The organism is Thiohalorhabdus denitrificans (genome assembly GCF_001399755.1).
GTDB classification, from domain to species: Bacteria; Pseudomonadota; Gammaproteobacteria; order Thiohalorhabdales; family Thiohalorhabdaceae; genus Thiohalorhabdus; species Thiohalorhabdus denitrificans.
The window spans coordinates 323,450-344,154 of the sequence record NZ_LJCP01000006.1; the positions used below are offsets into that span (position 1 = coordinate 323,450).

Below are 20,705 nucleotides of genomic sequence, written 5' to 3' on the forward strand. Positions count from 1 at the left end.
CTCACGCCGCGGTGAGGTGGAGGGTGCCCGCCCCGTCCCGGGTGGCGGCCGTGCCCAGCCCCTTGCCCAGGGAGGTGAGGAGGTCCGCCAGCCATTGGGCGTCCTCGGCGTCCGCGTCCACGGTCCGGAAGCGGTGGATCCGCATGGGGCGCATGGCCAGCCCCACGAGGCGGCCGGTGGCCGGATCGAGGTCCGGGAAGTACATGAGGGAGAGGTCGTCGCGGAAGGGGGCGTTCCCGCCGATGCCCTCGTAGTCGTTGAGGAAGTCGCCGCAGCCGTACAGGATCAGCTTGTCGCGGTAGCGCTCCATGGGGCGGACGTGGTGGGAGGAGTGGCCGTGGACCAGGTCCACGGCCGCCTCGTCGATGAGGGCGTGGGCGAGGTGGCGCTGCTCGGTGGGGAGGTGGTAGCCCCAGTTGGAGCCCCAGTGGATGGAGGCCACCACCACGTCGCCCGGGCCCTTGATGGCCGCCACCTGCTCGGCCACCTGGGCGACGGCGCGCTCGAGGCGGTCCGGCAGCAGCCAGACCCCGGGCCGGTCGGGGGTGGCGGCCCACTCCGCCGGGATGCCGCTGGTCTCCGACCCCATGGCGAGGAAGATCACCCGTCCCTTGCCCGGCACCCCCAGCACCACCGGCGCCTGGGCGGCGGCCAGACGCTCTCCCGCCCCCGCCGCCGACACGCCCGCCCCGTCCAGGGTGGCCAGGGTCTCGTCCAGGCCCGCGTAGCCCCAGTCCAGAACGTGGTTGTTGGCCAGGGCGCAGGCGTGGATGCTGGCGGCGGGGAGCAGGGCGGCGTTGTCCGGGTGCATGCGGTAGTTGATGCCCTTGCCCCGCCAGTAGTCCTCGCTCCGGGTGACCGCCGTCTCCAGGTTGATGAGCCGCCGATCGGGGGCGAAGCCCTCCAGCCAGCCCAGGGCGTCCCCCCACACGTAGTCCGGCGCCACCCCGCGCGGGATGGGTCCGCTCTCCCCCTCCGCCAGCTCGACGTAGTCGCGGGCGTCCTTGATGTAGGGCTCATGGAGGCGCGGCGGGCAGCTGGCGCGCAGGATCTGGTCGATCCCGCGGCCGGGCATGACGTCGCCGCAGAGGAAGAGGCGGATGGCGTCGGGGGGCGGGCCCATGGCCGCTCTCCGGGAAGGGGCCAAGGCCCCATTGCACACCTATCCCGGGGGAGCGCCAATGCGGGCAAACGGCGAACGGCTCAGGACGAGGAGAGCTCCTGGTGCACGCTGGCCTCCACCTCGTGGACAGGCGCCAAGACCCCATTGGCCGAGTCGCGCAGCATGCGCTCGCGCATGGCGTCCAGGTAGACGGCCAAACGCTCGCGGAGCTGGGGGCGCAGCTCGTTTTCGGTGGCGTTGTGGTCGTAGACGTCCCAGGCCAACAGGCCGACGAGGGCGGCGGCGCCCAGCACCCGCCCACCGACACGGCCCCCGGTGCGGGCGGCTTGGCGGCCGCCGGTACGGGTCACCTGGCCGCGCAGGGCGCCGCCCACCAGGGCTGTCTCTCCGGCGGTGACCCCCGCCCGGGGCACCCAGCGCATGGCCGCCGCGCCGATCCGGCGGGCCGCCGTGCTGCCGCGCAGGACCACGGCGGTGGTGCCGGCGGCGCCGAAGGTCACCAGCCCCTTGAGGGTGGTGGGCACCTGCTCGCTCTGGCCGGCCGCCTGGGTGAGCTGGAGGCCGATGTGGGCGAGGTGCTGTTCCCAGTCGTCGCGGGGCACGTCGTGCTCGGCGGGGATCGTCCGCAGCTCGGCGCGCACGTCCCCGAGGTAGGCCTGCAGGGTGTCGCGGGCGATGGCCTCCATGCGCATCTGGGTCTCGCCCGGCGGCATCACCCGGGTGGCGAAGGCGTCGCGGAAGTCGTCCATCATGGCCGTCTGGGCCTCCGGGCCCCCGGCCCAGTCGGCGGCGAGGAAGCCCAGGGCCTTGAGGTCCCGCCACTGCTGGTTCCAGAAGCCGAAGTACCAGGGCAGGAAGTCCTCGTCCACCCGCTGCATGAGCTCGGCGTGCCAGGCGTCCAGCTCGCGCTGGGCCCGCGCTTCGGCGTCCCGGCGGGCCTCCTCGAAGACGGTCCGTATCTCCGCGTCCACCGACGACCAATCCACCGGCTCGGCCACCGTGAAGGTGCGCCCCTCCTCCATCCAGGCGAAGGGGGAGCGTTCCGCCCAGAAGGTACGATCCACGAAGAAGGCCGCTGCCAGCAGGACGAGCAGCAGGATGGCGCTCCACTTGGCGGCGCGCCACAGGCGGCCCAGGAAGTAGCGGTCGGGGTGCCGCGGGGGTTCCGGAACGGGGGCCTCCACGGCGTGGCGGGTGCGGGCGGCGGGAGGCCGGGGCATGGGCGACTCCTTGACAGCGGACATCCACCTTTAGACAACAGCCGCGCCGGGGAAGTCAAGCCCCGGATGTCCGGACGGGAGGAAGGCGCTGTCCGCCCCTAGCGGTAGAGTACCGGAGGCGGGGCGTCGCCCGTATAGTGGGTGGCAGGGGGAGCCCAGTTCCTGCCGGGGGGTCCGAGCATGCCCACCCTGCCCCTGCGGGAGGCGCTGCGCCAGGGTCGGGCGGTCCGGGCCCGGTTCGGCGGCTTCCGTTACATCCGCTTCAAGGACGACTTCCAGGGGGTGCCGCGCGGCACGGTGGTGGCCCCCGGGGGAATGGTGTGGGGATACCCGCACATCGGCCGCCTGCTGTCCCTGGAGGCGGGCCTGGAGGAGCATTTCGCCGGCCCCTTCCAGGCCGAGGAGAAGATCGACGGCTACAACGTCCGCATCGCCCGCCTGGGCGGCCGGCCGGTGGCCCTTACCCGCGGCGGCCTGGTCTGCCCCTTCACCACCGACCGCCTCCCCGATCTGCTGCCCACCGCCATCTTCGACGCCGAGCCGGAGCGGGTGGTCTGCGGCGAGGTGGCCGGCCCCGACAATCCCTACCTGGAGGCCAGCCCGCCCTGGATCGGCGCGGATGTGGCGCTGTACGTCTTCGACCTTATGCGGATCAACCGGCCCGGGTTCGAGCCCCGGGCCGATAAGCACGCCGCGGTGGAGCGTTACGACCTGCCCGCCGTGCCCTTCCGGGGCCGCTTCCGCCCCGACGAGGCGGGTCGGGCGGGCCTTCGGGCCGTCTCGGAAGAGGTGGAGGCGGCGGGGGGCGAGGGCCTGGTGCTCAAGGAGGAGGAGCGGCCCGACAAACGGGTCAAATACGTCACGGGCGGGGCCAACATCGCCGACATCGCCGTGGCGGCCGGCAACATGGCCGACCTCCCCGCCGACTACTACACCGACCGGGTGCAGCGGCTGGTGCTGTACCTCATGGACCACGGCCGGGAGCGGACGGCGGAGCTGGACCGCGAGCTTGGGCGGGCCTTCCTCGACGGGCTGGAGGAGGCCGTGCGTCAGTTCCGGCGGGAGCGCCACGTGTCACGCGTCTACCGCTGCCGGTTCCGGGAGCGGGCCAACGCCGAGGCCTTCCGCCGCCACCTGGCGGCCCTGAGCGATGCCGGTGTGCAGACCCGGATCCTGGGGCTGGAGCCCGAGGGGAAGGACGGCTACTGGGTGCTGCGCTTCGAGCGCATCGCCCCGCGCATAACCGGCATCCTCGGCCACCTGTTCAGCGGCGGGGTCTTCTACGACCCCTGAGACCTTCCCCTTGCCGGCCTATTCGCCGGCCAGCTTCTCCAGGATGCGGGCGAAGTAGCGGGGCTGGACGAGCTCCACGCCCGCACGGTCCGCCCACTCGCGCAGGCCCTCGTCGGCGGACACCAGGATCCCGTCCAGCTCCAGGGCCAGCAGCAGCACGTCGGCGTCCTCCTTGCTGTCCAGGATGCCCCGGCGCAAGGCGTCGCGGTACTTGTCGCGGAGGCGGGTGATCACCGTGTCCACCTTCTCGGTGGCGTCCGGTCCCCGCCCCATGCGGGCGTGCTCCTCGGCGATGCGCAGGCCCCGGTCGATGCGGTTGCGCACCTCCTCGGTGAATTCGTGGAGCAGCGCCCCGGGGATCATCACCTCGTACTTGCGCGGGGAGCGGATGCGGACCACCGTCTCGAACTCCGCGGCCAGCTCGTGCAGGTCGCGCAGGTGGCCGAGCTCCTCGTAGACGGTCCCCGGCATGAAGAACTCCGCCTCCGACCGGCGGGCCAGGGCGAGGAACTCGTGGAGGGCGGTGTGCGGCTCGGCGGCGAATTGGGCGTAGATGTCGGGGTTGGTGAACACGCTGGTGTCGAGGACGAAGCGTTTCATGGCCGCCTCCTTGGGTCCCTTCGCCCACGCTAGCACGCCATGAGCACGGGCAAGGAGGACTCCGCCGCGGAACTAGGGGCGGTTGCGGAGCATGAGCTCCGCCGGGTGCGGCTGCAGGTACACCTGGCCCGCCACGTAGGGGTGGGGGTGGCGCCGGAAGTGGTGGTTGAACAGGGTGAGCGGCACCACCAGGGGCACGTAGCCCTGGCGGTAGGATTCCACTACCTCCACCAGCTCGGCCTTGTCCCCGGGGTCGAGGTGCTCCTTGAGGTAGCCCATGAGGTGGTAGAGCACGTTGGCGTGGCCCTTGCGGTCGGCGGGCCGGCGCAGGGCGGCCATGAGGGTGGCGAAATAGTCCCGGGCGGTGGTGGCCAGGTCCCCCTGCCCCGCCGCCGCCACCATGCGCCCCAGCGTTCGGTAGGCTTCGTTGCCGTGGGCCATGACCAGCAGCTTGTGGCGGCTGTGGAAGTCCACCAGCTTGCCGGGGGTGAGCCCTTCCGTCTCCAGCGTTCGCCAGCGGTGATGGACGAAGACCCGCTCGATGAAGTTCTCCCGCAGGGTGGGGTCGCCCAGCCGCCCCTCTTCCTCCACCGGCAGCTCCGGCCGCGCCTCAATGAGGGCCTCGGCGTAGGCCCCGTGGCCGTCCTTGCCCGCCGGCTGTCCCTCGGGGGTATGCACCTTGACCCGCTCCATGCCGCAGGAGGGGGAGGCCCGCTTGAGGATGTAGCCGTGGATGTCCCCCAGCTCCCGGGCCATGCGGCGGCCGTAGGCGTGGAGCTCCTCGGTGACGTCCAGCTCGGGGTGGTGGGTGCCCACCACGCGCACGGATCCCGGCGCCGAGCGCACCAGGTGGATGGGCTCCCGGGGTACCCCGAGGCCGATGGCCACCTCCGGGCAGACAGGAACGAACTCGAAGAATTCGGAGAGGGTGCCGGTGATGTAGGGGTCGCGCTTGTGCCCGGCGTCGTAGCGGACCTCCTCGCCGAGCAGGCAGCTGCTGATGCCTACGGGGATCCGGTGCTCGGGGAGATGGGCGGTGGAGGCGTTCGGGGGCAAGAGGGGACCCTCCAGAGAAACGGGCCGGCGGGCTTCCTGGTTCTCGGACAAGCCCTGTTGGGGTAGATTCCCCGGGCCGATCCCCTACCGCATTGGGGCCTACAGCTTGCTGGTGAAGATCTCCAGGCCGAGGTGGTAGCCCGAGTCCAAAGGCCGGCAGTGGGCCACCAGGCATTCGTAGGTGCGGGAGCGGCCGTCGGCCTCCTCGACCACCACCCGCACCACGCTGTCCGGGGTAAGGGCCGTGTCCGTCTCCACGCCGAGGCCGAAGGGCGAGGTGTCCACCAGGGTGGCGTGGGTGGAGGTGTCGTCCTGCTGGAGGTGGGCGGTGCGCCCGGGATCCGGCACCTGGCGGCTGGCCAGGCGCTGCTGGTTGCCGCGGGCCAGGAAGGTGAGGCGCAGGCCGGCGTTGTGCAGGTAGTGGGTGAGGGTCGTGGACAGGTCGCTGGCCCGGGCCGCCTCCACCAGGGCGTTGAAGCGCTCCACCAGCTCCTCGCCGTCCCCGAGGGTGGCGGGCTGCGGGGTCGGCGCGGGGAACCCGGGGTTGGCCTCGCCGGTGAGGTGTCCCTGGATGCGCACCGCCCGCTGCCGAACCGCCGCCAGCTGGCGGCACATGCGGGGGTCGATCTCCGCGTTCCACGCCGCGTTCACCAGCCCGTCCATGCGGGCGAGGAGGTCCTTGAAGTCCTGGATCTGGTCCTGCACGCCAACCCCTTCGTGGCCGTAACCGTTTCGGCAAGCGGAAATTTACCCATGGGGCGGCCCGGCGGACAAGCCGGCCGCAGAAGAACGAAAAGGATGCATCATTTTGGATCTGTTTGCCATCACCGAGGAATTGCGCAGGTCGGTTGATTCGCTGGCGTTTTCGGAGCCGGTGGCCTATGTCTACAACCCGCTGGATTACGCCGCCGAGCCCCACGGCGCCTACCTGGAGCGCTTCGGACGCGGGCGGCGGGAGGTCCTGCTGGTGGGCATGAATCCCGGGCCGTTCGGCATGGTGCAGACCGGCGTGCCCTTCGGGGACGTGGGCATGGTCCGGGATTGGATGGGCATCGACGGCGCGGTGGGGCGTCCGCCGCGGGAGCACCCCAAGCGGCCGGTGCAGGGTTTCGCGTGTCCCCGGGGCGAGGGGAGCGGCCGGCGCCTATGGGGCTGGGCGCGGGAGCGGTTCGGTCCCGCCGAGGACTTCTTCGCGCGCTTCTACGTGGCCAACTACTGTCCGCTGGCCTTCTTCGAGGAGTCCGGGGCCAATCGGACGCCGGACAAGCTCCCCAAGGCGGAGCGGGAGGCGCTGTTCGCGGCCTGCGACCGGGCCCTGGTGGACACGGTGGAGGTCCTGGAGCCGGAGCTGGTGGTGGGTATCGGCCGTTTCGCCGAGCGGCGGGCCGCCGCGGCACTGCAGGACCGGGGTGTCCCCGTGGGGATGGTCCTCCACCCCAGCCCGGCCAGTCCCAAGGCCAACCAGGGCTGGGTGGAGCAGGCCGAGCGGGATCTGGGGGATCTGGGGGTCGCTCTACCCTAGGGGATTATGGCCCGGGCGGAGCGGGCTCAGTGGTGGGTGGCGAAGATCTCCAGCCCGATGTGGTAGTGGGCGTCCTGGGGCTCGCAGTAGACCACCAGGCATTCATGCCGGCGCCGCCCGCCCTCGCCCTGAATGGTGAGGTGGGCCACCGCGTGCACCCCCACGGGGTTTCTGGCGATCACGCCCGCCCCGTAGGCGGAGCTGTCCACCACCTTCACCGTCTCGCTGCCCCCGTGCCACTCCAGCCCGGCCTCCCTGGGCTGGTCGTCGCGGTTGGCGATCCGCCGCCCCTCCTGCTGGCCGCGCAGGGAGAAGCGCATGCGGAGGCGGGAGGTGTGCAGGTAGTGGGCCACCGCCGAGGGCAGGCCGGCCCCCCGCGCGGCGTCGGTGAGGGCCCCGAACTGGTCGAGGAAGTCGTCCGTGTCCTTGACGGACTTGGCCGTCGGCTCCACCTCGGGTTCGGTGTCCGCATCCAGTCCGGACAAATGGTTGTAGATGCGCACCAGCCGCTGCCGGATTTTCTCCAGGAAATCGACGGCCTCTGCCTCCACGCCGGCCTCCCGGCCGGCTTCCGCCAGGCCGTCCATGTGGCCGATGAGGTCCTCGAATCGTGTGATACCGAGCGTGTTCAAGGCCGCTCCGAGCTGGCGTTGGGGGGTAGGTTCCCCCGATGGACATTGGTGTCGTCGGGGAGGCCCCGGGCGTCACCCCCGCGAACCTTAGCCGGGAGCGGGCTCCTAGGCAAGCATGCCGGGAAACCGGGCGCCGATTTCCCGTTACCCGAGGCGACCCCGGACCAGCAGGTAGCCCCCCAGGGTCTTGGCGTCCGCCTCGCCGGCGCGCGCGGCCGCCATCAGCTCCTCGCCGGTGAGCAGGACCGTCTCCAGGTCCTCGTCGTCGTCCTGGGCCGGGGGGTCGTCCAAGGGCTCCAGCTCCCGCGCCAGGTAGGCGTGGATGTACTCGTCGGAGTAGCCGGGGGTCAGCGGGAAATCGCCCAGGAAGTCCCAGTGGTGGGCGCGGAAGCCGGTCTCCTCCTCCAGCTCGCGCCGGATTGTGCCCTCGGGCGCCTCTCCGGCCTCGACCGTGCCGGCGGGGAACTCAAGAAGCCACTCCCCCATGGGGAAACGGTACTGGCGGACCAGCACGAAGCGCCCGTCGGCGGCCACCGGGACCGCCATGGCCCCGCCGGGGTGGCGGATGGTCTCCAGTTCGCCCTCCACGCCGTTGGGCAGGCGCAGGGTGGCCACCTCGAAACCGAACTTGCGCCCCTGGTAGGACAGGCGGCGGGACAGGCATTCCGGGTGCTGGGGCTTCCGGGGCATGGGGCCTCGCTGGGCTGGGTTCAGGGGGCGCCGCCGGACAATTGTTGCCGCACGTGGGCGATGCGCTGCCCGGTGGTCCACAAGGCCACAGGCAGCGCGCCTTCCCCGACCCTGTCCAGCGTGGGGTCGAGGAAGGCGCCGAAAGGGGTGGCGCGGCCCGAGGCCCGGGCCAGGGTGCCGTCCAGCAGGTCCAGGGCGCTTCCCAGCAGGAACAGCGCCCCCGCGGCCGGCAGATGCCCCGCTGCCAGGACCCCCGCCGCGGCGAGGGTGAGCAGGAGGGAGACCGCGGTTACCTGGTTGGGCGGTACCGGAGACCGGACCAGGGCACGCACCAGCGGACCCAGCAGCCGCTCGAGGCCGGCCTTGCCCTTCCCACGCAGCCGTTCGACCGGGGCGGGACGGGGCAGGGGCGGCCTCCCGGGTCTGGATCCCAGTCCAGAGGGTAGAAGATCCGCCTTGCCGAGGCAATTGCCCGGCGCGCGCCCCGCGTCGCGGGGCACCGATGCTCAGTGCGAACGGGCCTCGTGGGGCCAGAGGGTGCGGACCTCCTCGGGGAGCATGGCGCGCACATCCTCGGCCTCCCCCGGGGTGATGTGGTGGTCGAGCACGGCGAACACCGCCCGGGCGGCGGCCTCGGGGTCATCGTAGCCGAGGCTGCGGAACTCCCTGCTGACCCGGTCCAGGAACTCCTCCCGGCTGCGGAATTTGTCCGGCTTGCCTTTGGGCTTGTAGCCCTCGAAATAGATCCCCCGCACCAGCATGGGGAGCTGGGCGGCGAGGTCGAAGGCCTCGTTCACCTCCAGGCGGTCGCGTACGGGATACAGGACCCCGCGCAGGGCGTGATAGGCCACCTGGCGATCCTCCATGCCGAGCTCCTCGGCGATCTCCTTCAGCCAGCTCTCGGTCTCCTGGAGGGTCCGGTCCAGGGAGGGAACGGCGTATCCGGTCATGGCTCTGCTCCTTGGCCGCGCGGCGGGCGGTGGCGGAATGGAAACCCTTCTCCTGCTTTGGAGCGCCGCTGAAGCCGGACGTTTCCTGCCCCGGAGGGATTCTCAGGGTGCCGTGGTGGGGGTGGGTCGTTGCTTGGGCGGCGCTGATCTGCCCCGCCCTCGAGGGCGCCGGCGGCGCCTTCAGGGCCGGCGTTCCAGCACAAGGAAGGTGCAGGCGTGGGGGTTGTCCGCGTCGGCGGGGTGCTCGTGGGCCTCCACTGTCCGCCATTCCGCCGGGACGGGGTCGGGAAGGAAGGTATCCCCTTCCGGTTCCGCGTGGACCCGGGTGAGGCGCAGGCGCTGCGCCCGGTCCCAGGTGTCCCGGAAGAGCTGGGCGCCGCCCACCACGAACAGCTCGGTCGCCCCCATCTCCTCGGCCCGGGCGATCCCTTCTTCCGGGGAGCCCACCGGGATCACCTCGGGATGCTCCGGCAGGCGGCCGGGATCGCGGGTGACCACGAGGAGGCGGCGACCGGGGAGGGGGTTGGGGCGATCTGCGCTCGGGCGCAGGGAGTCGTAGGTCTTGCGGCCCATGAGCAGGGTACCGCCCTTGGTCACCCGGGCGAAGTAGCGCAGGTCCGCGGGCAGGTGCCAGGGCATGCGGTTGTCCCGGCCTATGACCCCGTTTTCCGCCGCCGCCACTAGGAGCGTGATCTCCATGGTCTCCCCTCCGTTTGGGCCGGTTCTGGAACGCCGGGATTCTACGGCCGGTGGTTGGTACGGACCACCCCGGGGTCTAGACGGCCACCGGGGCGGTGATGCGGCCGTGGCAGCGGTAGCCTTCGAGGGCGACGTCCTCGGAGCGGAAGGCGAACAGGTCGGTGACGTCCGGGTTCAGCCACAGGGTGGGCGCCGGAAGGGGCTCGCGGGCGAGCTGCTCGTCCACCGCGTCCAGGTGGTTGCGGTAGATGTGGGTGTCGCCGAAGGTGTGGATGAACTCCCCGGGGCGGTAGCCGGTTGCCTGGGCCACCATGTGGGTGAGCAGGGCGTAGGAGGCGATGTTGAAGGGTACGCCCAGGAACAGGTCGGCGGAGCGCTGGTAGAGCTGGCAGGACAGCCGGGGCGGTCCTTCCTCCGCGGGGGCCACGTAGAACTGGAACAGGACGTGGCAGGGGGCCAGGGCCATGCGGTCCAGCTCCGCCACGTTCCAGGCGGAGACCAGGTGGCGGCGGCTGTCCGGGTTGCGCTTCAGGTCCTCCAGGACCTGCGCCATCTGGTCGATGTGGCCGCCGTCGGGCGTGGGCCAGGAGCGCCACTGGCGGCCGTAGACCGGGCCCAGCTCGCCGTCGGCGTCGGCCCATTCGTCCCAGATGTGGACCCCCTTCTCCTGGAGCTCGGCGGCGTTGGTGGAGCCGCGCAGGAACCACAGCAGCTCCTCCTTCACGCCGCGGAAGAACAGCTTCTTGGTGGTCACCGCCGGGAACCCCGCCTGCAGGTCGAAGCGCAGCTGCGCCCCGAACACGGAGTAGGTGCCCACCCCGGTGCGGTCTTCCTTGGCCACGCCGTGTTCGCGCACATGGCGCATGAGGTCCAGGTAGTTCTGCATGGGTCCTCCTCCCGTTGGCCGGACAGGATGCCATAAACCGGGTGTCCCCGTACCGGAGCCCCACGCCCCGGAGCGGGAGCCCGGGGTCGCTCAGGAGCCCGCCTCGGAATCCGGGGCCGCAGTGGGGAGGAGGTGCTCGGCGAGGAAGGCCTCCCACCCCTCCAGGTAGACCCGCTCGTTTTCCAGGAAGGCGGTGTTGTGGCCGCCGGACAGCTCCAGGAAGCGCTTGGGCTCCGGTACCTGCGCGAGGACCGCGCGGCCGTGGGCCACCGGGATGATCTCGTCGTCGGCGCTGTGGATGACCAGCACCGGGCAGGAAACCCGGGCCGCTGCCTCGGCGGTGGGATAGCGGAAGCGCGCCAGCCAGTGGACCGGCAGGTAGGGATAGATCCCCGCCGCCAGGTCGGGAACGGAAGTAAAGGGCGATTCCAGCACCAGGGCGCCGGGGTGGTGGCGCGCCGCCAGCTCGGCGGCCACCGCCGCGCCCAGGGAGCGGCCGAAGAGGACGATGCGCTCCGGTGGCACCTCGCGATCCGCCACCAGGTGATGCCAGGCGGCCTCGGCGTCGCGGTAGGTGCCCGCCTCGGAGGGCCGCCCCCCGCTGCGGCCGTAGCCCCGGTAGTCGATGATCAGGGTGGACAGGCCCAGGTCGTTGAGGAGGCGCAGGGTGTCCAGCCGGTGGCCGATGTTGCCGGCGTTGCCGTGGAAGAAGGCCACCACGCCGCGCTCGGGCTGCGCCGGCACGAACCAGCCGTCCAGGGCCACCCCGTCCGCCGCCTCTAGCGTGACCGGCTCGTAGTCCAGGCCGACCTCCGCCGGGGTGGTGGTGACCTCGCGTCCCGGGGTGTTGGGGTAGTACAGCAGCCGGGCCTGGCCGAAGTACACCGTCAGGGCCACGGCCAGGTAGGCCAGGGCCAGGACGGCGAGCAGGGTCAGCAGGGTGGATCCCATGGCGCGCTTTCCGGGCATCCGCGTTCCGCTTCCGGGGGGCTCCGGCGCCTAGGCTGGGCCCCTCAGTCCGTCTCCCGCTCCGGGCTGCAGCAGTGCGGGGCGAGGACGCTGTCCTCCAGCTCCAGGACCGCGCCCCGCTCGGGCGTGGGCCGGTAGGTGGTGCAGCCTTTCAGGCCGAGATCGTAGGCCCGCTGGTAGAGGTCCGCGAAGTCGGGGAAGGGGAAGTCCGCGGGGATGTTGATGGTCTTGGAGATGGAGCTGTCCACCAGCGGCTGCAGGGCGGCCTGCATGGCCAGGTGGGCGTGCGGGTCCAGCTCGGTGGCGGTGACGAAGGTCTCCGGCAGGGGCGTGTCCTCGCCGTGCCGCTGGCGCCACCGGTAATGGGCGTAGTCCTCCACGGGGTACTCGGTGGTGGAGCCGTCCAGCTCCAGGACGTGGCGGCGGAAGCGGAAGGCGTAGGCCGGCTCCAGGCCCCCGGAGACGTTGTTGGCCAGCAGGCTGATGGTGCCGGTGGGGGCAATGGAGGTGAGGTGGCTGTTGCGGATGCCGTGCTCCGCGATGCCCGACCGGATGTCCTCCGGCAGCCCCTGGATGAAGGGCGCCTCCAGGTAGGGTTCGCGCTCCAGCACGGGGCAGGCGCCCCGCTCCCGGGCCAGCTCCACGGAGGCGCGGTAGGCGGCGTGGGTGATGGTGCCCATGGCGGTGGCGGCCCGTTGCCGGCCCTCCTCGCTGTCATAGCGCAGCCCCAGCATGATCAGGGCGTCGGCGAGGCCGGTGATGCCCAGCCCCAGGCGGCGGTTGCTGCGCTCCGTCTCCGCCTGGGCCGCCAGGGGGAAGCGCGAGGCGTCCACCACGTTGTCGAGCATGCGCACCGCCACCGGCACCAGGTCGCGGATGGCCGCGAGGTCCAGCTCGGCCCCTTCCGTGAACGGGCTGCGGACGAAGGCGGCCAGGTTGATGGAGCCCAGGTTGCAGGCACCGTAGGGGGGCAGGGGCTCCTCCCCGCAGGGGTTGCTGGCGGTGATGCGCTCCCGGTAGGCCAGGTTGTTCCAGTGGTTGACCCGGTCCACGAACAGCACGCCCGGCTCCGCCGTGTCGTAGGTGGCGCGCATGATGCGCTCCCACAGGGCGCGGGCGCCCACCCGGCGGATTACCCGGCAGGGCACCGGCCCGTCATGACCGGGCCACTCCCGCTCCACCACCTCCTCGGGGCCCGCGTCGGGCTCCAGGGCCTCCGTGGGAAACACCAGGGGCCAGTCGGCGTCGGCGCGCACCGCCTCCATGAAGGCGTCGGTGGTCTGTACCGAGACGTTGAAGCGGGTTAGGCGGCCGGGCTCGCGCTTGGCGTCGACGAATTCCTCGATATCGGGGTGGTCGCAGCGCAGGGTGGCCATCATGGCGCCCCGCCGGGCCCCGGTGGAGAGGATGGTGGAGCAGGTGGCGTCCCAGATGTCCATGAAGGACACGGGTCCGGAGGCGATGGTGTGGGCATGGCGGGTGCGGGTCCCGCGCGGGCGCAGGGTGGAGAAGTCGAAGCCCACCCCGCCGCCCTGCTGCATGGTCAGGGCCCCCTCCTTGAGGGCGTCGAAGATGCCGTCCATGGAATCCTCGATGACGCCCATGACGAAGCAGTTGAACAGGGTGACACGGTGCCCCGTGCCGGCCCCCGCCAGGATCCGGCCCCCGGGCAGGAAGCGGAAGCCGTCCAGGGCGGCGCGGAAGCGGGCCTCCCAGGCCTCCCGCCGGTCGGCGGGCTCCTCCGCCGCCAGGGCCGCGGCCACCCGCTCCCAAGTGGCGTGGATATCCGGCTCGCCGTCGTCGGCGGAGCCGCACCGGTACTTGGTGTGCCAGATGTGCCGGGAGATGCCGGCGACGAAGGGGTCTTCCCCCCGGGCGGGACGCTCTGCGCGGGCCATGGGACGCCTCCTCGGGCCGCCGGATGCCCCGGCCCGCCGGATACGGGCCGGATCCTTTCGGCAGCATAGCATTCCCGCCGGTTCCGGGAAGGCGGGCCGCCCCCGGCAGGGGTCAGGTGAGGCGCCAGGCCCGGGCGAGGAGCCCCACCAGCTGGCGGTGGCGGCGGTCCAGCGCCTCGGGCGTCCATTCGGGCACTTCCAGCACCTGGGCGGTGAGGGCGAAGGGGGTCTCGCCCTCCCGGGCGAGGTACTCCGCCTTCTTGCGCGCGAAGTCCCACTTCTGCGCCTCGGGGTTCTTGGTACGGGGCATGAGCACCAGGTTGCCCAGGCGGTTGGCCTGCTCCTTGCGGGAGGCCGCGTCGGGGAAGCGCTGGGCCCATTCCCCCTCGGCCGGCGGGGAGGAAGGGAGCACCTGCTCGACGGAGACGATGCGGGGATGGGAGGTAACCGACTCGCTTTCGGCAAGCTCGTCCTCCAGCCGCAGGAGGATGGGCAGGCGGAGCTGGACCTGGGTGTACAGCGGGCCATCAAGGGCCTCCTGCACCCGCTGCTTCTCGGCGAAGGACAGCTGGAGGGGCGATTCCTCCTGGTCCAGCGGCTGGCTCCGGTCCATGGCGTCGAGCACCCGGATGTAGCGCTCCATGCGCTCGTTGACCGGGGCCCGCAGGATGAACAGGGCGTAGGCGAGCCGCTCCAGGTCCTGGAGGAAGGTCCGCACCTGCGCCGGGCGGGACTCGAACCGGGAAATGAAGGCGATGGCGGGCGGCAGCCAGTCGGAATTGTCCAGCCGGTTGAGGACGGTGAGATGCCGGTTGATGGCGAGGGCCTCGGCGGCGCTGCCGTAGTCGGCGTTCTCGATGGTGCGGAAGGCCCGTGCCATGGGTACCAGGGTGTGGTCGATGAAGTCCCTGGGGCTGCGCTCCGGCTGCAGGGTCTCCCGGATCTCCTGCATGAGGGCCTGCCGGGCCTTGGCCTTGCGGTGGATCATGCGGATGTGGCCGAACAGGTCGGCGAAGCGGTCGCGGCCGAGGTCCTCCTCCAGGCCCTCCCACAGCTCGGTGTAGTGCTGCTCCTGCTCCTGCGGGATGCCGCCGATGATGTCGGCCTTGAGGATGTCGGTGGGCTCCAGGTCCATGCCGCGGTCGTTCATCACCGAGAAGATGCGGTAGGCCGAGGCCTGGTCCGAGGCCGACACCACCACCAGGTAGCAGCGCTGGAGCAGGAACATGGCCAGCTGGTCGCGGCGCTCCTCCCCCAGCTCGGTGAGCTGCTCCACCAGGAAGCGGGCGTTGTCCTGGATGTTGCGCTGGCTGTCCGAGAGCTCCCGGTCGTCGGCCCGGTAGAGGGTGGTGCCGTTGGGGCTCTGTACCTGCTCCCGGAAGAAGGGCCGGTCCCGCGGGCGGAGCTGCAGGCGGAAGCGGTCCTCCGTGCCGCTGAACTTGTCCCCCAGCTCGCAGATGTACTTGTGCAGGGCATCGGCGGCGCCGGCCGCGGATAGATCACGCAGGGCGGCGAGCAGGATGGTCAAGGTGGTCAGCCGCTGCTGGCCGTCCACCACGTCCGCCTCGGGGTAGTTCGGGTCCTTCATGAGGACGATGCTGCCCAGGAAGTAGGGGGAGGCCTCCTGCATCCCCACCCCGTCATCCGGCAGGGAGTCGATCAGGTCCTGCAGCAGGGTGGCGGTGTGGTCCCGGGTCCAGGAGTAGGGCCGCTGGTAGCCGGGAATGCGGAAGAAGTAGTCGTCGCTGAAGATGCGCTTCAGCTCCTGCTCGGTGGCGTGGATGGTCTGGCGCAACGCGCTGTCTCCCCTTTCTTTGCCTGTGCGGGTCACCGCGGACAGTAGAACCCGGTGATGGGCGGTTCGCGCGGACGCCCATCGGGGCTGTCCGGGGTGGGGGCACGGAACCGTGCGCCCAAGCGTACTGGGGAAGGGGCTGCGGATCCAACGGGAAGGCGGGGGTTTTGGGGCTGGCCATGGGAGAGGGGATGGGGTAGCATCAGCCACCGTTGAGAATGATTCCCAATAGCGTCTCCGGATGGGGACAGCTTTCGGGACAGACCTGACGCACCGAAACGACACAGCGCCGGAGGGGGACACAAAGTGTCCCTCCGGCCCGAGGAAACCGGTTTGGAAAGGAAGGCTGGGGGCGGTTGAGAGCCGGCCTCCAGCGCGAGAAAAAGGGAGGGGATAACGTATGGAACGAACGGTGACGGTGGAGAGGGAAGGTCTCGAGGCGGCCCCGGCTGCCCAGGGCGCCGAGGCCTTTCGTCTGAACGGCGATCCCGCCGCCCTGGCCGAGCAGCTCTCCGAGCTGGGTCCCGTGCGCCTGCGGGTGCATTCCGCCCACGCCAGCCAGGCGGTCACTCAGGAGATCACCGCATCCGGCTGGGCGGGCAACGCCCTGTGGCTCGGGGGCCGGGAATCGGGGCTGTGGCTCTACCCCGCCCAGTGGTCCTTCGCCTTCGCCGTGGGTCAGGGTGAGCCCGAAGCCCGCCAGGAGGGCCTGCGCTTCGTGGACCGGGACGGCGAGGTGGGACTGACCGCGGAGCTCACCAGCGCCAGTGACCGCGATGCGTACGCCCGGATCCTCCGGGCGCACCAACAGCCCGCCATGCGCCGGCCCATCATTCCCGGGCGGCCGGCGCTCCCGGCCTTCCCGGGCACCGCCCGGTACGCGGTGGATCCCTCCTTGATCCGCGAGCTTCTGGAGACCCTGGCCGACGCGGCCATCCCGGTGCGCCTGGAGCTGGGCAACAAGGGGGCCCTGCAGACCTACACCGGCCACATCGACAACCCCGTGGCCACGGCCGATGGGCTCCGGGTGCGCGGGGCCGGGCTCGGCCTGGACCTTGCCTTCGCCGCCGTGGCGAGCGCCTGGGTGGTGGACATCCCGGTACCCGACGGCCGGGCCCACACGGTGGATCTCCTCGATGACGCGGGCGAGCGCATCCTGCGCCTGGCGGGCCGGCGGGTGCCGGGCTGCCCCGAGGAGCGGGCCTGGCGCACCCTGGTGCAGGCCCTGGCGGCCTGCCGGCTGGCCTCCTAGGGCCACAGTAGGGGCTTCCCGCTCTTCCTCCGCGCCCGCCGCCCTTCCCCAGGCGGCGGGCGCACCTATATAGTCCTGAGAGATCCGGTTGTTCTCTCCACCGGGCCCGCCGGCTAGCGGGAGTCCCGCCTATGGCCCACACCCTGATCGCCCGCCAGCCGATCCTGGATGCCCGGCTCCGGGTCTTCGCCTACGAGATCCTCTACCGGGAACCGGAAAGCCCGGATCGGGCCCCGCGGGGGACGGCCGACGCGGCCTCCTTCTCGGTGCTGGTGGACCTGTTCACCAGCGTGGATCTGGAGCGCTTCCTCGGGGGGCATCGGGCCTTCCTCAACCTCACCCGCACCGCCCTGCTGCGCCTTGCCGAGCACCCCGTCGGCGTGGGCAGGCTGGTGGTGGAGGTGCTGGAGAGCGTCCCGGCGGACGAAGGGGTGCAGGCGGCCATCCGGGGCCTGCGGCGGGAGGGCCTGGAGGTGGCCCTGGACGATTTCCACCTGGACGGCGGGCACCAGGCCCTGGTCCCTCTCGCCGACTACATCAAGGTGGACATCCGCGCCCTGGGCCCCGGGGAGCTGGCCGAGCACATGCAGGCGCTGCGGGAGGCGCCGGCCCGGCTGGTGGCGGAGAAGGTGGAGACCCAAGAGGAATGGGAGCGTTGCCGGGAGCTGGGGTTCGACCTCTTCCAGGGGTACTTCTTCGCCCGGCCCGAGACCACCCGGCACCACCGGATCCCCACCAACAGGGCCCAGGTGCTGCGCCTTGTGGCGCGGCTGCAGGATCCCCAGGTAGGCTTGGAGGAGCTCGCCGAGCTGGTAAGCCAGGACGCGGCGCTGAGCTACCGGCTGCTGCGGCTGATCAACTCCGCCTACGCGCCGGAGGGGGAGAAGGTGGGGACCATCCAGGGCGCCGCCGCGCTGCTGGGGGTGGAGGGGCTTCGCGCGTGGGGCACCTGGCTCGCTTTGGCCCTGCTCGACGACACGCCCACCGAGCTGCGCGTGGTGACCCTGGCACGGGCCCGGATGTGCGCCATGCTGGCCCCGGAGGCGGGGATGGCGGAGGAACAGGGCTTCCTGGTGGGGCTGCTTTCCACCCTGGATGCCCTGATGGATACCACCATGGGCCGGGCCCTGACGCCCCTGCCCCTGGTCGGGGAGGTGCGGGCGGCGCTGGTCCACCGGGCCGGACCCGGCGGCCGCCTGCTGGACGCCGTGGAGGCCCACGAGCACGGCGACTGGGCCTTCCTGGAGCGGGCCGGATGGGACCCGGAGCGCCTGGCGGAGGCCCACGTGGCGGCCACGGCGTGGGCCGAGGAGCTCAAAGCGACCGTTTGAGGTGGCCAACCGGCCACCCGGCATGCAGAGGAGGGTGAGGGATGCAGATTCCTCCCGAAGTGACCTTTCGCGGTATGGACCACTCCGACGCCATGGAGGCCAAGATCCGGGAGCGGGCGGAGAAGCTGGAGCGCTTCTACGACCGCATCATGAGCTGTCGGGTGGTGGTGGAGGCCCCCCACCGCAACCACCACAAGGGCAAGATCTACCACGTCAGCCTGGACGTGACCGTGCCTGGAAGCGAGTTGGTGGTGAACCGCGACCCCGGCGCCAACCATGCCCACGAGGACCCCTACGTCGCCATCCGCGACGCCTTCGAGGCCATGGAGCGCAAGCTGGATGCCTTCGCCAACAAGAAGCGCCGCGAGGTGAAGACCCACGCCGAGGAGGGCTACGCCCGGGTGACCCTGGTCCATCCGGAGCAGGATTTCGGCATGCTGGAGTCCATCGACGGCCGGAGCATCTACTTCCACCGCCACGCGGTGAAGAACCAGGAGCTGGAGGATATCCGCTCCGGCGAGGAGGTGCGCTTCCTGGAGGAGATGGGCGAGGAGGGGCCCCAGGCCATTGTGGTGCGGGTCATCGGCGAGGAGCACCCGGAAAAGTAAGGATTTTCGGAGGCCGTCCACCGGAACAACGGCAAAGGAGCTACCCGTGGAGTACACCACCATTCCCGGAACCGACATCGAGGCCTCGCGCATCGGTCTGGGTACCTGGGCCATCGGCGGCTGGATGTGGGGGGGCACCGACGAGGAGGAGTCCATCCGCACCATCCACGCCGCCCTGGAGCAGGGCATCACCCTGGTGGATACGGCGCCGGTCTACGGCTTCGGCCGCTCCGAGGAGATCGTCGGCAAGGCCCTGGAGCAGTGGGGCCGGCGGGAGGAGCTGGTGGTGGCCACCAAGGTGGGCCTGGAGTGGGACGACCAGGAGAACGTCCGGCGCAACGCCACCCCCGCCCGGATCCGCCAGGAGGTGGACGATTCCCTGCGGCGGCTGCGCACGGATTACATCGACCTCTACCAGGTCCATTGGCCGGACCCTTTGGTGGCCCCGGAGGAGACCGCGGAGGCCCTCAACGGGCTGCTGGAGGCGGGGAAGATCCGGGCCATCGGGGTGAGCAATTTCTCCCCGGAGCAGATGGACGCCTTCCGCCGCAAGGCGCCGCTGCACACCAACCAGCCGCCCTACAACCTGTTCGAGCGGCAGATCGAGGCGGACGTGCTGCCCTACTGCCGGGAGCAGGGCATCGGCCTGGTCACCTACGGTGCGCTATGCCGCGGGCTGCTCTCCGGCAAGATGGGTCCGGACACCACCTTTGCCGGCGACGACCTGCGCAACGTGGACCCCAAGTTCCAGGCGCCGCGCTACGAGCAGTACCTGACGGCGGTGGAGGGGCTGGACCGGTTCGCCCAGGATAACTACGGGGTGGGCGTGCTGGAGCTGGCGGTGCGCTGGCTGCTCGACCGCCCGGGGGTGACCACCGCCCTGTGGGGCGGGCGGCGGCCCGATCAGCACCGGCGCCTGGCGGGCGTGCTCGGCTGGTCCCTGGACGACGCGGCCGTGCAGGAGATCGACGCCATCCTCGACGCCACCATCAGCGATCCGGTGGGGCCGGAGTTCATGGCCCCGCCCGCCCGGGAGTAGCCCGCCAACCGCCGCCAAGGCGCCGGACCGGGCCCGCCGCGACGCCGCCGTGTGCGGCGTCGTGTTCGTTGGTGGGGGTCGGCCCCCGGAAACGCGCATCGGGAGCCCATGAGCAAGCCAAGCAAGCCCTTCTGGGAGGGGGTCCGCGACGTGTCGCCCCTCCTTCCCGGGGTGCTGCCCTTCGCCGTGATCACGGGGGCCACCGCCCTGGACGCCGGGCTGTCCGCGGAGGCGGCCCTGGCCATGGCCGTGGCCATCTTCGCCGGCGCCGCGCAGCTCGCCACCGTGCAGCTGGTGGAGTCGGGGGCCATGCCGTGGGTGATCGTGGCCACGGCCCTGCTGATCAACCTACGCTTCGTCATGTATAGCGCCTCCCTGGCGCCCCACTTCGCCCATGTGCCCCCCTTGGGGCGTTGGCCCCTGGCCTACCTCCTGACCGACCAGGCCTACGCCCTGAGCATGGCCCGCTTCCACCATCGTCCCGAGGAGCCTGGGGCCCACAAGCCGTGGTACTACCTGGGAACCGGGGTGACCATGTGGGTGGCCTGGCTGGTAGGCAACCTCGCCGGCGTCGCCTTCGGCGGCCGGGTCCCCGAGGGCCTGGGGCTCCAGTTCGCCATCCCCCTCACCTTTCTGGCCCTGCTGGTCCCCCTCCTCCACGACCGGCCCACCCTCCTGGCGGCCCTGGTCGGGGGCGCCACGGCGGCGGCCGGGGACGGGCTGCCCTTCAACCTGGGCCTGGTCCTGGGCGCCGTGGCCGGCATCGCCGCCGGCCTGCTGGCTGAGTCGCGCCGGACGGAGCGCCCCACCCCCTGAATCCGGAGGATCCCATGGCGAGCGGCACCCTGGCCCTGGTCATCCTGGCCACCGGGCTCGGCACCTTCCTGTTCCGGCTTTCCTTCATCCATCTTTCCGACCGCCTGGCGCTGCCCGGGGTGGTGCGGCGGGGGCTGCGGTACGTGCCGGCCGCGGTGCTGGCGGCGCTGGTGGCCCCGGCCGTGCTGCGCCCGGAATCGGCGCTTCGACGCGCTAAATGGATTTTTCCACTTTGCCGATGGGCGCCGCGAGCAGATAGATCATGGTGATGAAGGTCTGCTGGTTGCGGTACCCGCGGGCCCGCGCCCGGGCCGCCTGGAAGATGC

At 71.4% G+C, this 20,705-nt stretch carries 21 protein-coding genes and 1 pseudogene; 8 read left to right on the forward strand and 14 right to left on the reverse strand.

Annotated features, from left to right (window positions below; all coding sequences use genetic code 11):
* Position 1: 1 nt before the first annotated feature.
* Entirely contained in the window at positions 2 to 1,123 is a 1,122-nt protein-coding gene (locus AN478_RS02965; RefSeq protein ID WP_074471359.1) for a CapA family protein, read from the reverse strand.
* Between the two features lie 80 nt (positions 1,124 to 1,203).
* Entirely contained in the window at positions 1,204 to 2,343 is a 1,140-nt protein-coding gene (locus AN478_RS02970; RefSeq protein ID WP_054965132.1) for a hypothetical protein, read from the reverse strand.
* A 180-nt stretch (positions 2,344 to 2,523) separates the two neighbouring features.
* Here AN478_RS02970 and AN478_RS02975 point away from each other — a divergent pair, with 180 nt between their 5' ends.
* The gene (locus AN478_RS02975; RefSeq protein WP_054965133.1) at positions 2,524 to 3,636 is read left to right on the forward strand and encodes an RNA ligase; all 1,113 of its coding nucleotides are present in this window, start codon (positions 2,524 to 2,526) and stop codon (positions 3,634 to 3,636) included.
* A gap of 18 nt (positions 3,637 to 3,654) precedes the next feature.
* On the opposite strand, the gene AN478_RS02980 is transcribed toward AN478_RS02975, so the two are convergent.
* The 3 genes from AN478_RS02980 to AN478_RS02990 all read right to left on the reverse strand — a co-directional run bounded on the left by AN478_RS02980 (position 3,655) and on the right by AN478_RS02990 (position 5,997).
* Positions 3,655 to 4,236, reverse strand: coding sequence for an RNA ligase partner protein (locus AN478_RS02980; RefSeq protein WP_054965134.1), 582 nt, complete (start codon positions 4,234 to 4,236; stop codon positions 3,655 to 3,657).
* A gap of 72 nt (positions 4,237 to 4,308) precedes the next feature.
* Positions 4,309 to 5,292 carry a YbgA family protein gene (locus AN478_RS02985; RefSeq protein ID WP_231627322.1) on the reverse strand — a complete coding sequence of 328 codons (984 nt, stop codon included), beginning with the start codon at positions 5,290 to 5,292 and terminating at the stop codon, positions 4,309 to 4,311.
* A gap of 99 nt (positions 5,293 to 5,391) precedes the next feature.
* Positions 5,392 to 5,997: a PilZ domain-containing protein gene (locus AN478_RS02990; protein ID WP_054965136.1), complete on the reverse strand. Its 606-nt coding sequence runs from the start codon at positions 5,995 to 5,997 to the stop codon at positions 5,392 to 5,394.
* 100 nt (positions 5,998 to 6,097) lie between these two features.
* Here AN478_RS02990 and AN478_RS02995 point away from each other — a divergent pair, with 100 nt between their 5' ends.
* Entirely contained in the window at positions 6,098 to 6,814 is a 717-nt protein-coding gene (locus AN478_RS02995) for a uracil-DNA glycosylase family protein (RefSeq protein WP_143004119.1), read from the forward strand.
* 26 nt (positions 6,815 to 6,840) lie between these two features.
* On the opposite strand, the gene AN478_RS03000 is transcribed toward AN478_RS02995, so the two are convergent.
* The 9 genes from AN478_RS03000 to AN478_RS03040 all read right to left on the reverse strand — a co-directional run bounded on the left by AN478_RS03000 (position 6,841) and on the right by AN478_RS03040 (position 15,333).
* Complete coding sequence (locus AN478_RS03000) at positions 6,841 to 7,446, reverse strand: hypothetical protein (protein ID WP_054965138.1); 606 nt, start codon at positions 7,444 to 7,446, stop codon at positions 6,841 to 6,843.
* Between the two features lie 144 nt (positions 7,447 to 7,590).
* On the reverse strand, positions 7,591 to 8,136 hold the full coding sequence (locus tag AN478_RS03005) for an NUDIX hydrolase (protein WP_054965139.1): 546 nt from the start codon (positions 8,134 to 8,136) through the stop codon (positions 7,591 to 7,593).
* 20 nt (positions 8,137 to 8,156) lie between these two features.
* Entirely contained in the window at positions 8,157 to 8,468 is a 312-nt protein-coding gene (locus AN478_RS03010; protein WP_054965140.1) for a CDP-alcohol phosphatidyltransferase family protein, read from the reverse strand.
* A 174-nt stretch (positions 8,469 to 8,642) separates the two neighbouring features.
* Positions 8,643 to 9,086 (reverse strand): DUF2267 domain-containing protein, encoded by a 444-nt coding sequence (locus AN478_RS03015; RefSeq protein WP_054965141.1) that lies wholly within the window; start codon positions 9,084 to 9,086, stop codon positions 8,643 to 8,645.
* Between the two features lie 180 nt (positions 9,087 to 9,266).
* Positions 9,267 to 9,785: a dihydrofolate reductase gene (locus AN478_RS03020; RefSeq protein WP_054965142.1), complete on the reverse strand. Its 519-nt coding sequence runs from the start codon at positions 9,783 to 9,785 to the stop codon at positions 9,267 to 9,269.
* Positions 9,786 to 9,861: 76 nt separating this feature from the next.
* On the reverse strand, positions 9,862 to 10,671 hold the full coding sequence (locus AN478_RS03025) for a thymidylate synthase (RefSeq protein WP_054965143.1): 810 nt from the start codon (positions 10,669 to 10,671) through the stop codon (positions 9,862 to 9,864).
* Between the two features lie 90 nt (positions 10,672 to 10,761).
* Positions 10,762 to 11,640: an alpha/beta hydrolase gene (locus AN478_RS03030; protein WP_231627323.1), complete on the reverse strand. Its 879-nt coding sequence runs from the start codon at positions 11,638 to 11,640 to the stop codon at positions 10,762 to 10,764.
* Positions 11,641 to 11,684: 44 nt separating this feature from the next.
* Positions 11,685 to 13,538 carry an adenosylcobalamin-dependent ribonucleoside-diphosphate reductase gene (locus tag AN478_RS03035; RefSeq protein ID WP_054965144.1) on the reverse strand — a complete coding sequence of 618 codons (1,854 nt, stop codon included), beginning with the start codon at positions 13,536 to 13,538 and terminating at the stop codon, positions 11,685 to 11,687.
* A gap of 112 nt (positions 13,539 to 13,650) precedes the next feature.
* On the reverse strand, positions 13,651 to 15,333 hold the full coding sequence (locus tag AN478_RS03040) for a DUF262 domain-containing protein (RefSeq protein ID WP_054965145.1): 1,683 nt from the start codon (positions 15,331 to 15,333) through the stop codon (positions 13,651 to 13,653).
* Positions 15,334 to 15,733: 400 nt separating this feature from the next.
* Here AN478_RS03040 and AN478_RS03045 point away from each other — a divergent pair, with 400 nt between their 5' ends.
* The 6 genes and pseudogenes from AN478_RS03045 to AN478_RS14265 form a co-directional block, all read left to right on the forward strand.
* Entirely contained in the window at positions 15,734 to 16,585 is an 852-nt protein-coding gene (locus tag AN478_RS03045; protein ID WP_054965146.1) for a ChuX/HutX family heme-like substrate-binding protein, read from the forward strand.
* Positions 16,586 to 16,716: 131 nt separating this feature from the next.
* Positions 16,717 to 17,916, forward strand: a complete 1,200-nt coding sequence (locus tag AN478_RS03050; RefSeq protein WP_054965147.1) for an EAL and HDOD domain-containing protein — start codon at positions 16,717 to 16,719, stop codon at positions 17,914 to 17,916.
* 41 nt (positions 17,917 to 17,957) lie between these two features.
* Positions 17,958 to 18,524, forward strand: a complete 567-nt coding sequence (locus tag AN478_RS03055; RefSeq protein ID WP_054965148.1) for an HPF/RaiA family ribosome-associated protein — start codon at positions 17,958 to 17,960, stop codon at positions 18,522 to 18,524.
* Between the two features lie 46 nt (positions 18,525 to 18,570).
* On the forward strand, positions 18,571 to 19,563 hold the full coding sequence (locus AN478_RS03060) for an aldo/keto reductase (protein ID WP_054965149.1): 993 nt from the start codon (positions 18,571 to 18,573) through the stop codon (positions 19,561 to 19,563).
* A 108-nt stretch (positions 19,564 to 19,671) separates the two neighbouring features.
* Positions 19,672 to 20,379 carry an AzlC family ABC transporter permease gene (locus tag AN478_RS03065; protein ID WP_054965150.1) on the forward strand — a complete coding sequence of 236 codons (708 nt, stop codon included), beginning with the start codon at positions 19,672 to 19,674 and terminating at the stop codon, positions 20,377 to 20,379.
* A 14-nt stretch (positions 20,380 to 20,393) separates the two neighbouring features.
* Positions 20,394 to 20,576: pseudogene (locus tag AN478_RS14265) on the forward strand (AzlD domain-containing protein); the annotation flags it as partial.
* Positions 20,577 to 20,705: the final 129 nt, after the last annotated feature.

Bases quoted from the DNA above. Each gene is read 5' to 3' on its own strand.
- AN478_RS02980 (WP_054965134.1), bottom strand. From the start codon at position 4,236: ATGAAACGCTTCGTCCTCGACACCAGCGTGTTCACCAACCCCGACATC.
- AN478_RS02975 (WP_054965133.1), top strand. From the start codon at position 2,524: ATGCCCACCCTGCCCCTGCGGGAGGCGCTGCGCCAGGGTCGGGCGGTC.
- AN478_RS03020 (WP_054965142.1), bottom strand. From the start codon at position 9,785: ATGGAGATCACGCTCCTAGTGGCGGCGGCGGAAAACGGGGTCATAGGC.
- AN478_RS02970 (WP_054965132.1), bottom strand. From the start codon at position 2,343: ATGCCCCGGCCTCCCGCCGCCCGCACCCGCCACGCCGTGGAGGCCCCC.
- AN478_RS03015 (WP_054965141.1), bottom strand. From the start codon at position 9,086: ATGACCGGATACGCCGTTCCCTCCCTGGACCGGACCCTCCAGGAGACC.
- AN478_RS03065 (WP_054965150.1), top strand. From the start codon at position 19,672: ATGAGCAAGCCAAGCAAGCCCTTCTGGGAGGGGGTCCGCGACGTGTCG.
- AN478_RS03025 (WP_054965143.1), bottom strand. From the start codon at position 10,671: ATGCAGAACTACCTGGACCTCATGCGCCATGTGCGCGAACACGGCGTG.
- AN478_RS03005 (WP_054965139.1), bottom strand. From the start codon at position 8,136: ATGCCCCGGAAGCCCCAGCACCCGGAATGCCTGTCCCGCCGCCTGTCC.
- AN478_RS03035 (WP_054965144.1), bottom strand. From the start codon at position 13,538: ATGGCCCGCGCAGAGCGTCCCGCCCGGGGGGAAGACCCCTTCGTCGCC.
- AN478_RS03030 (WP_231627323.1), bottom strand. From the start codon at position 11,640: ATGCCCGGAAAGCGCGCCATGGGATCCACCCTGCTGACCCTGCTCGCC.
- AN478_RS03050 (WP_054965147.1), top strand. From the start codon at position 16,717: ATGGCCCACACCCTGATCGCCCGCCAGCCGATCCTGGATGCCCGGCTC.
- AN478_RS03055 (WP_054965148.1), top strand. From the start codon at position 17,958: ATGCAGATTCCTCCCGAAGTGACCTTTCGCGGTATGGACCACTCCGAC.
- AN478_RS02965 (WP_074471359.1), bottom strand. From the start codon at position 1,123: ATGGGCCCGCCCCCCGACGCCATCCGCCTCTTCCTCTGCGGCGACGTC.
- AN478_RS03045 (WP_054965146.1), top strand. From the start codon at position 15,734: ATGGAACGAACGGTGACGGTGGAGAGGGAAGGTCTCGAGGCGGCCCCG.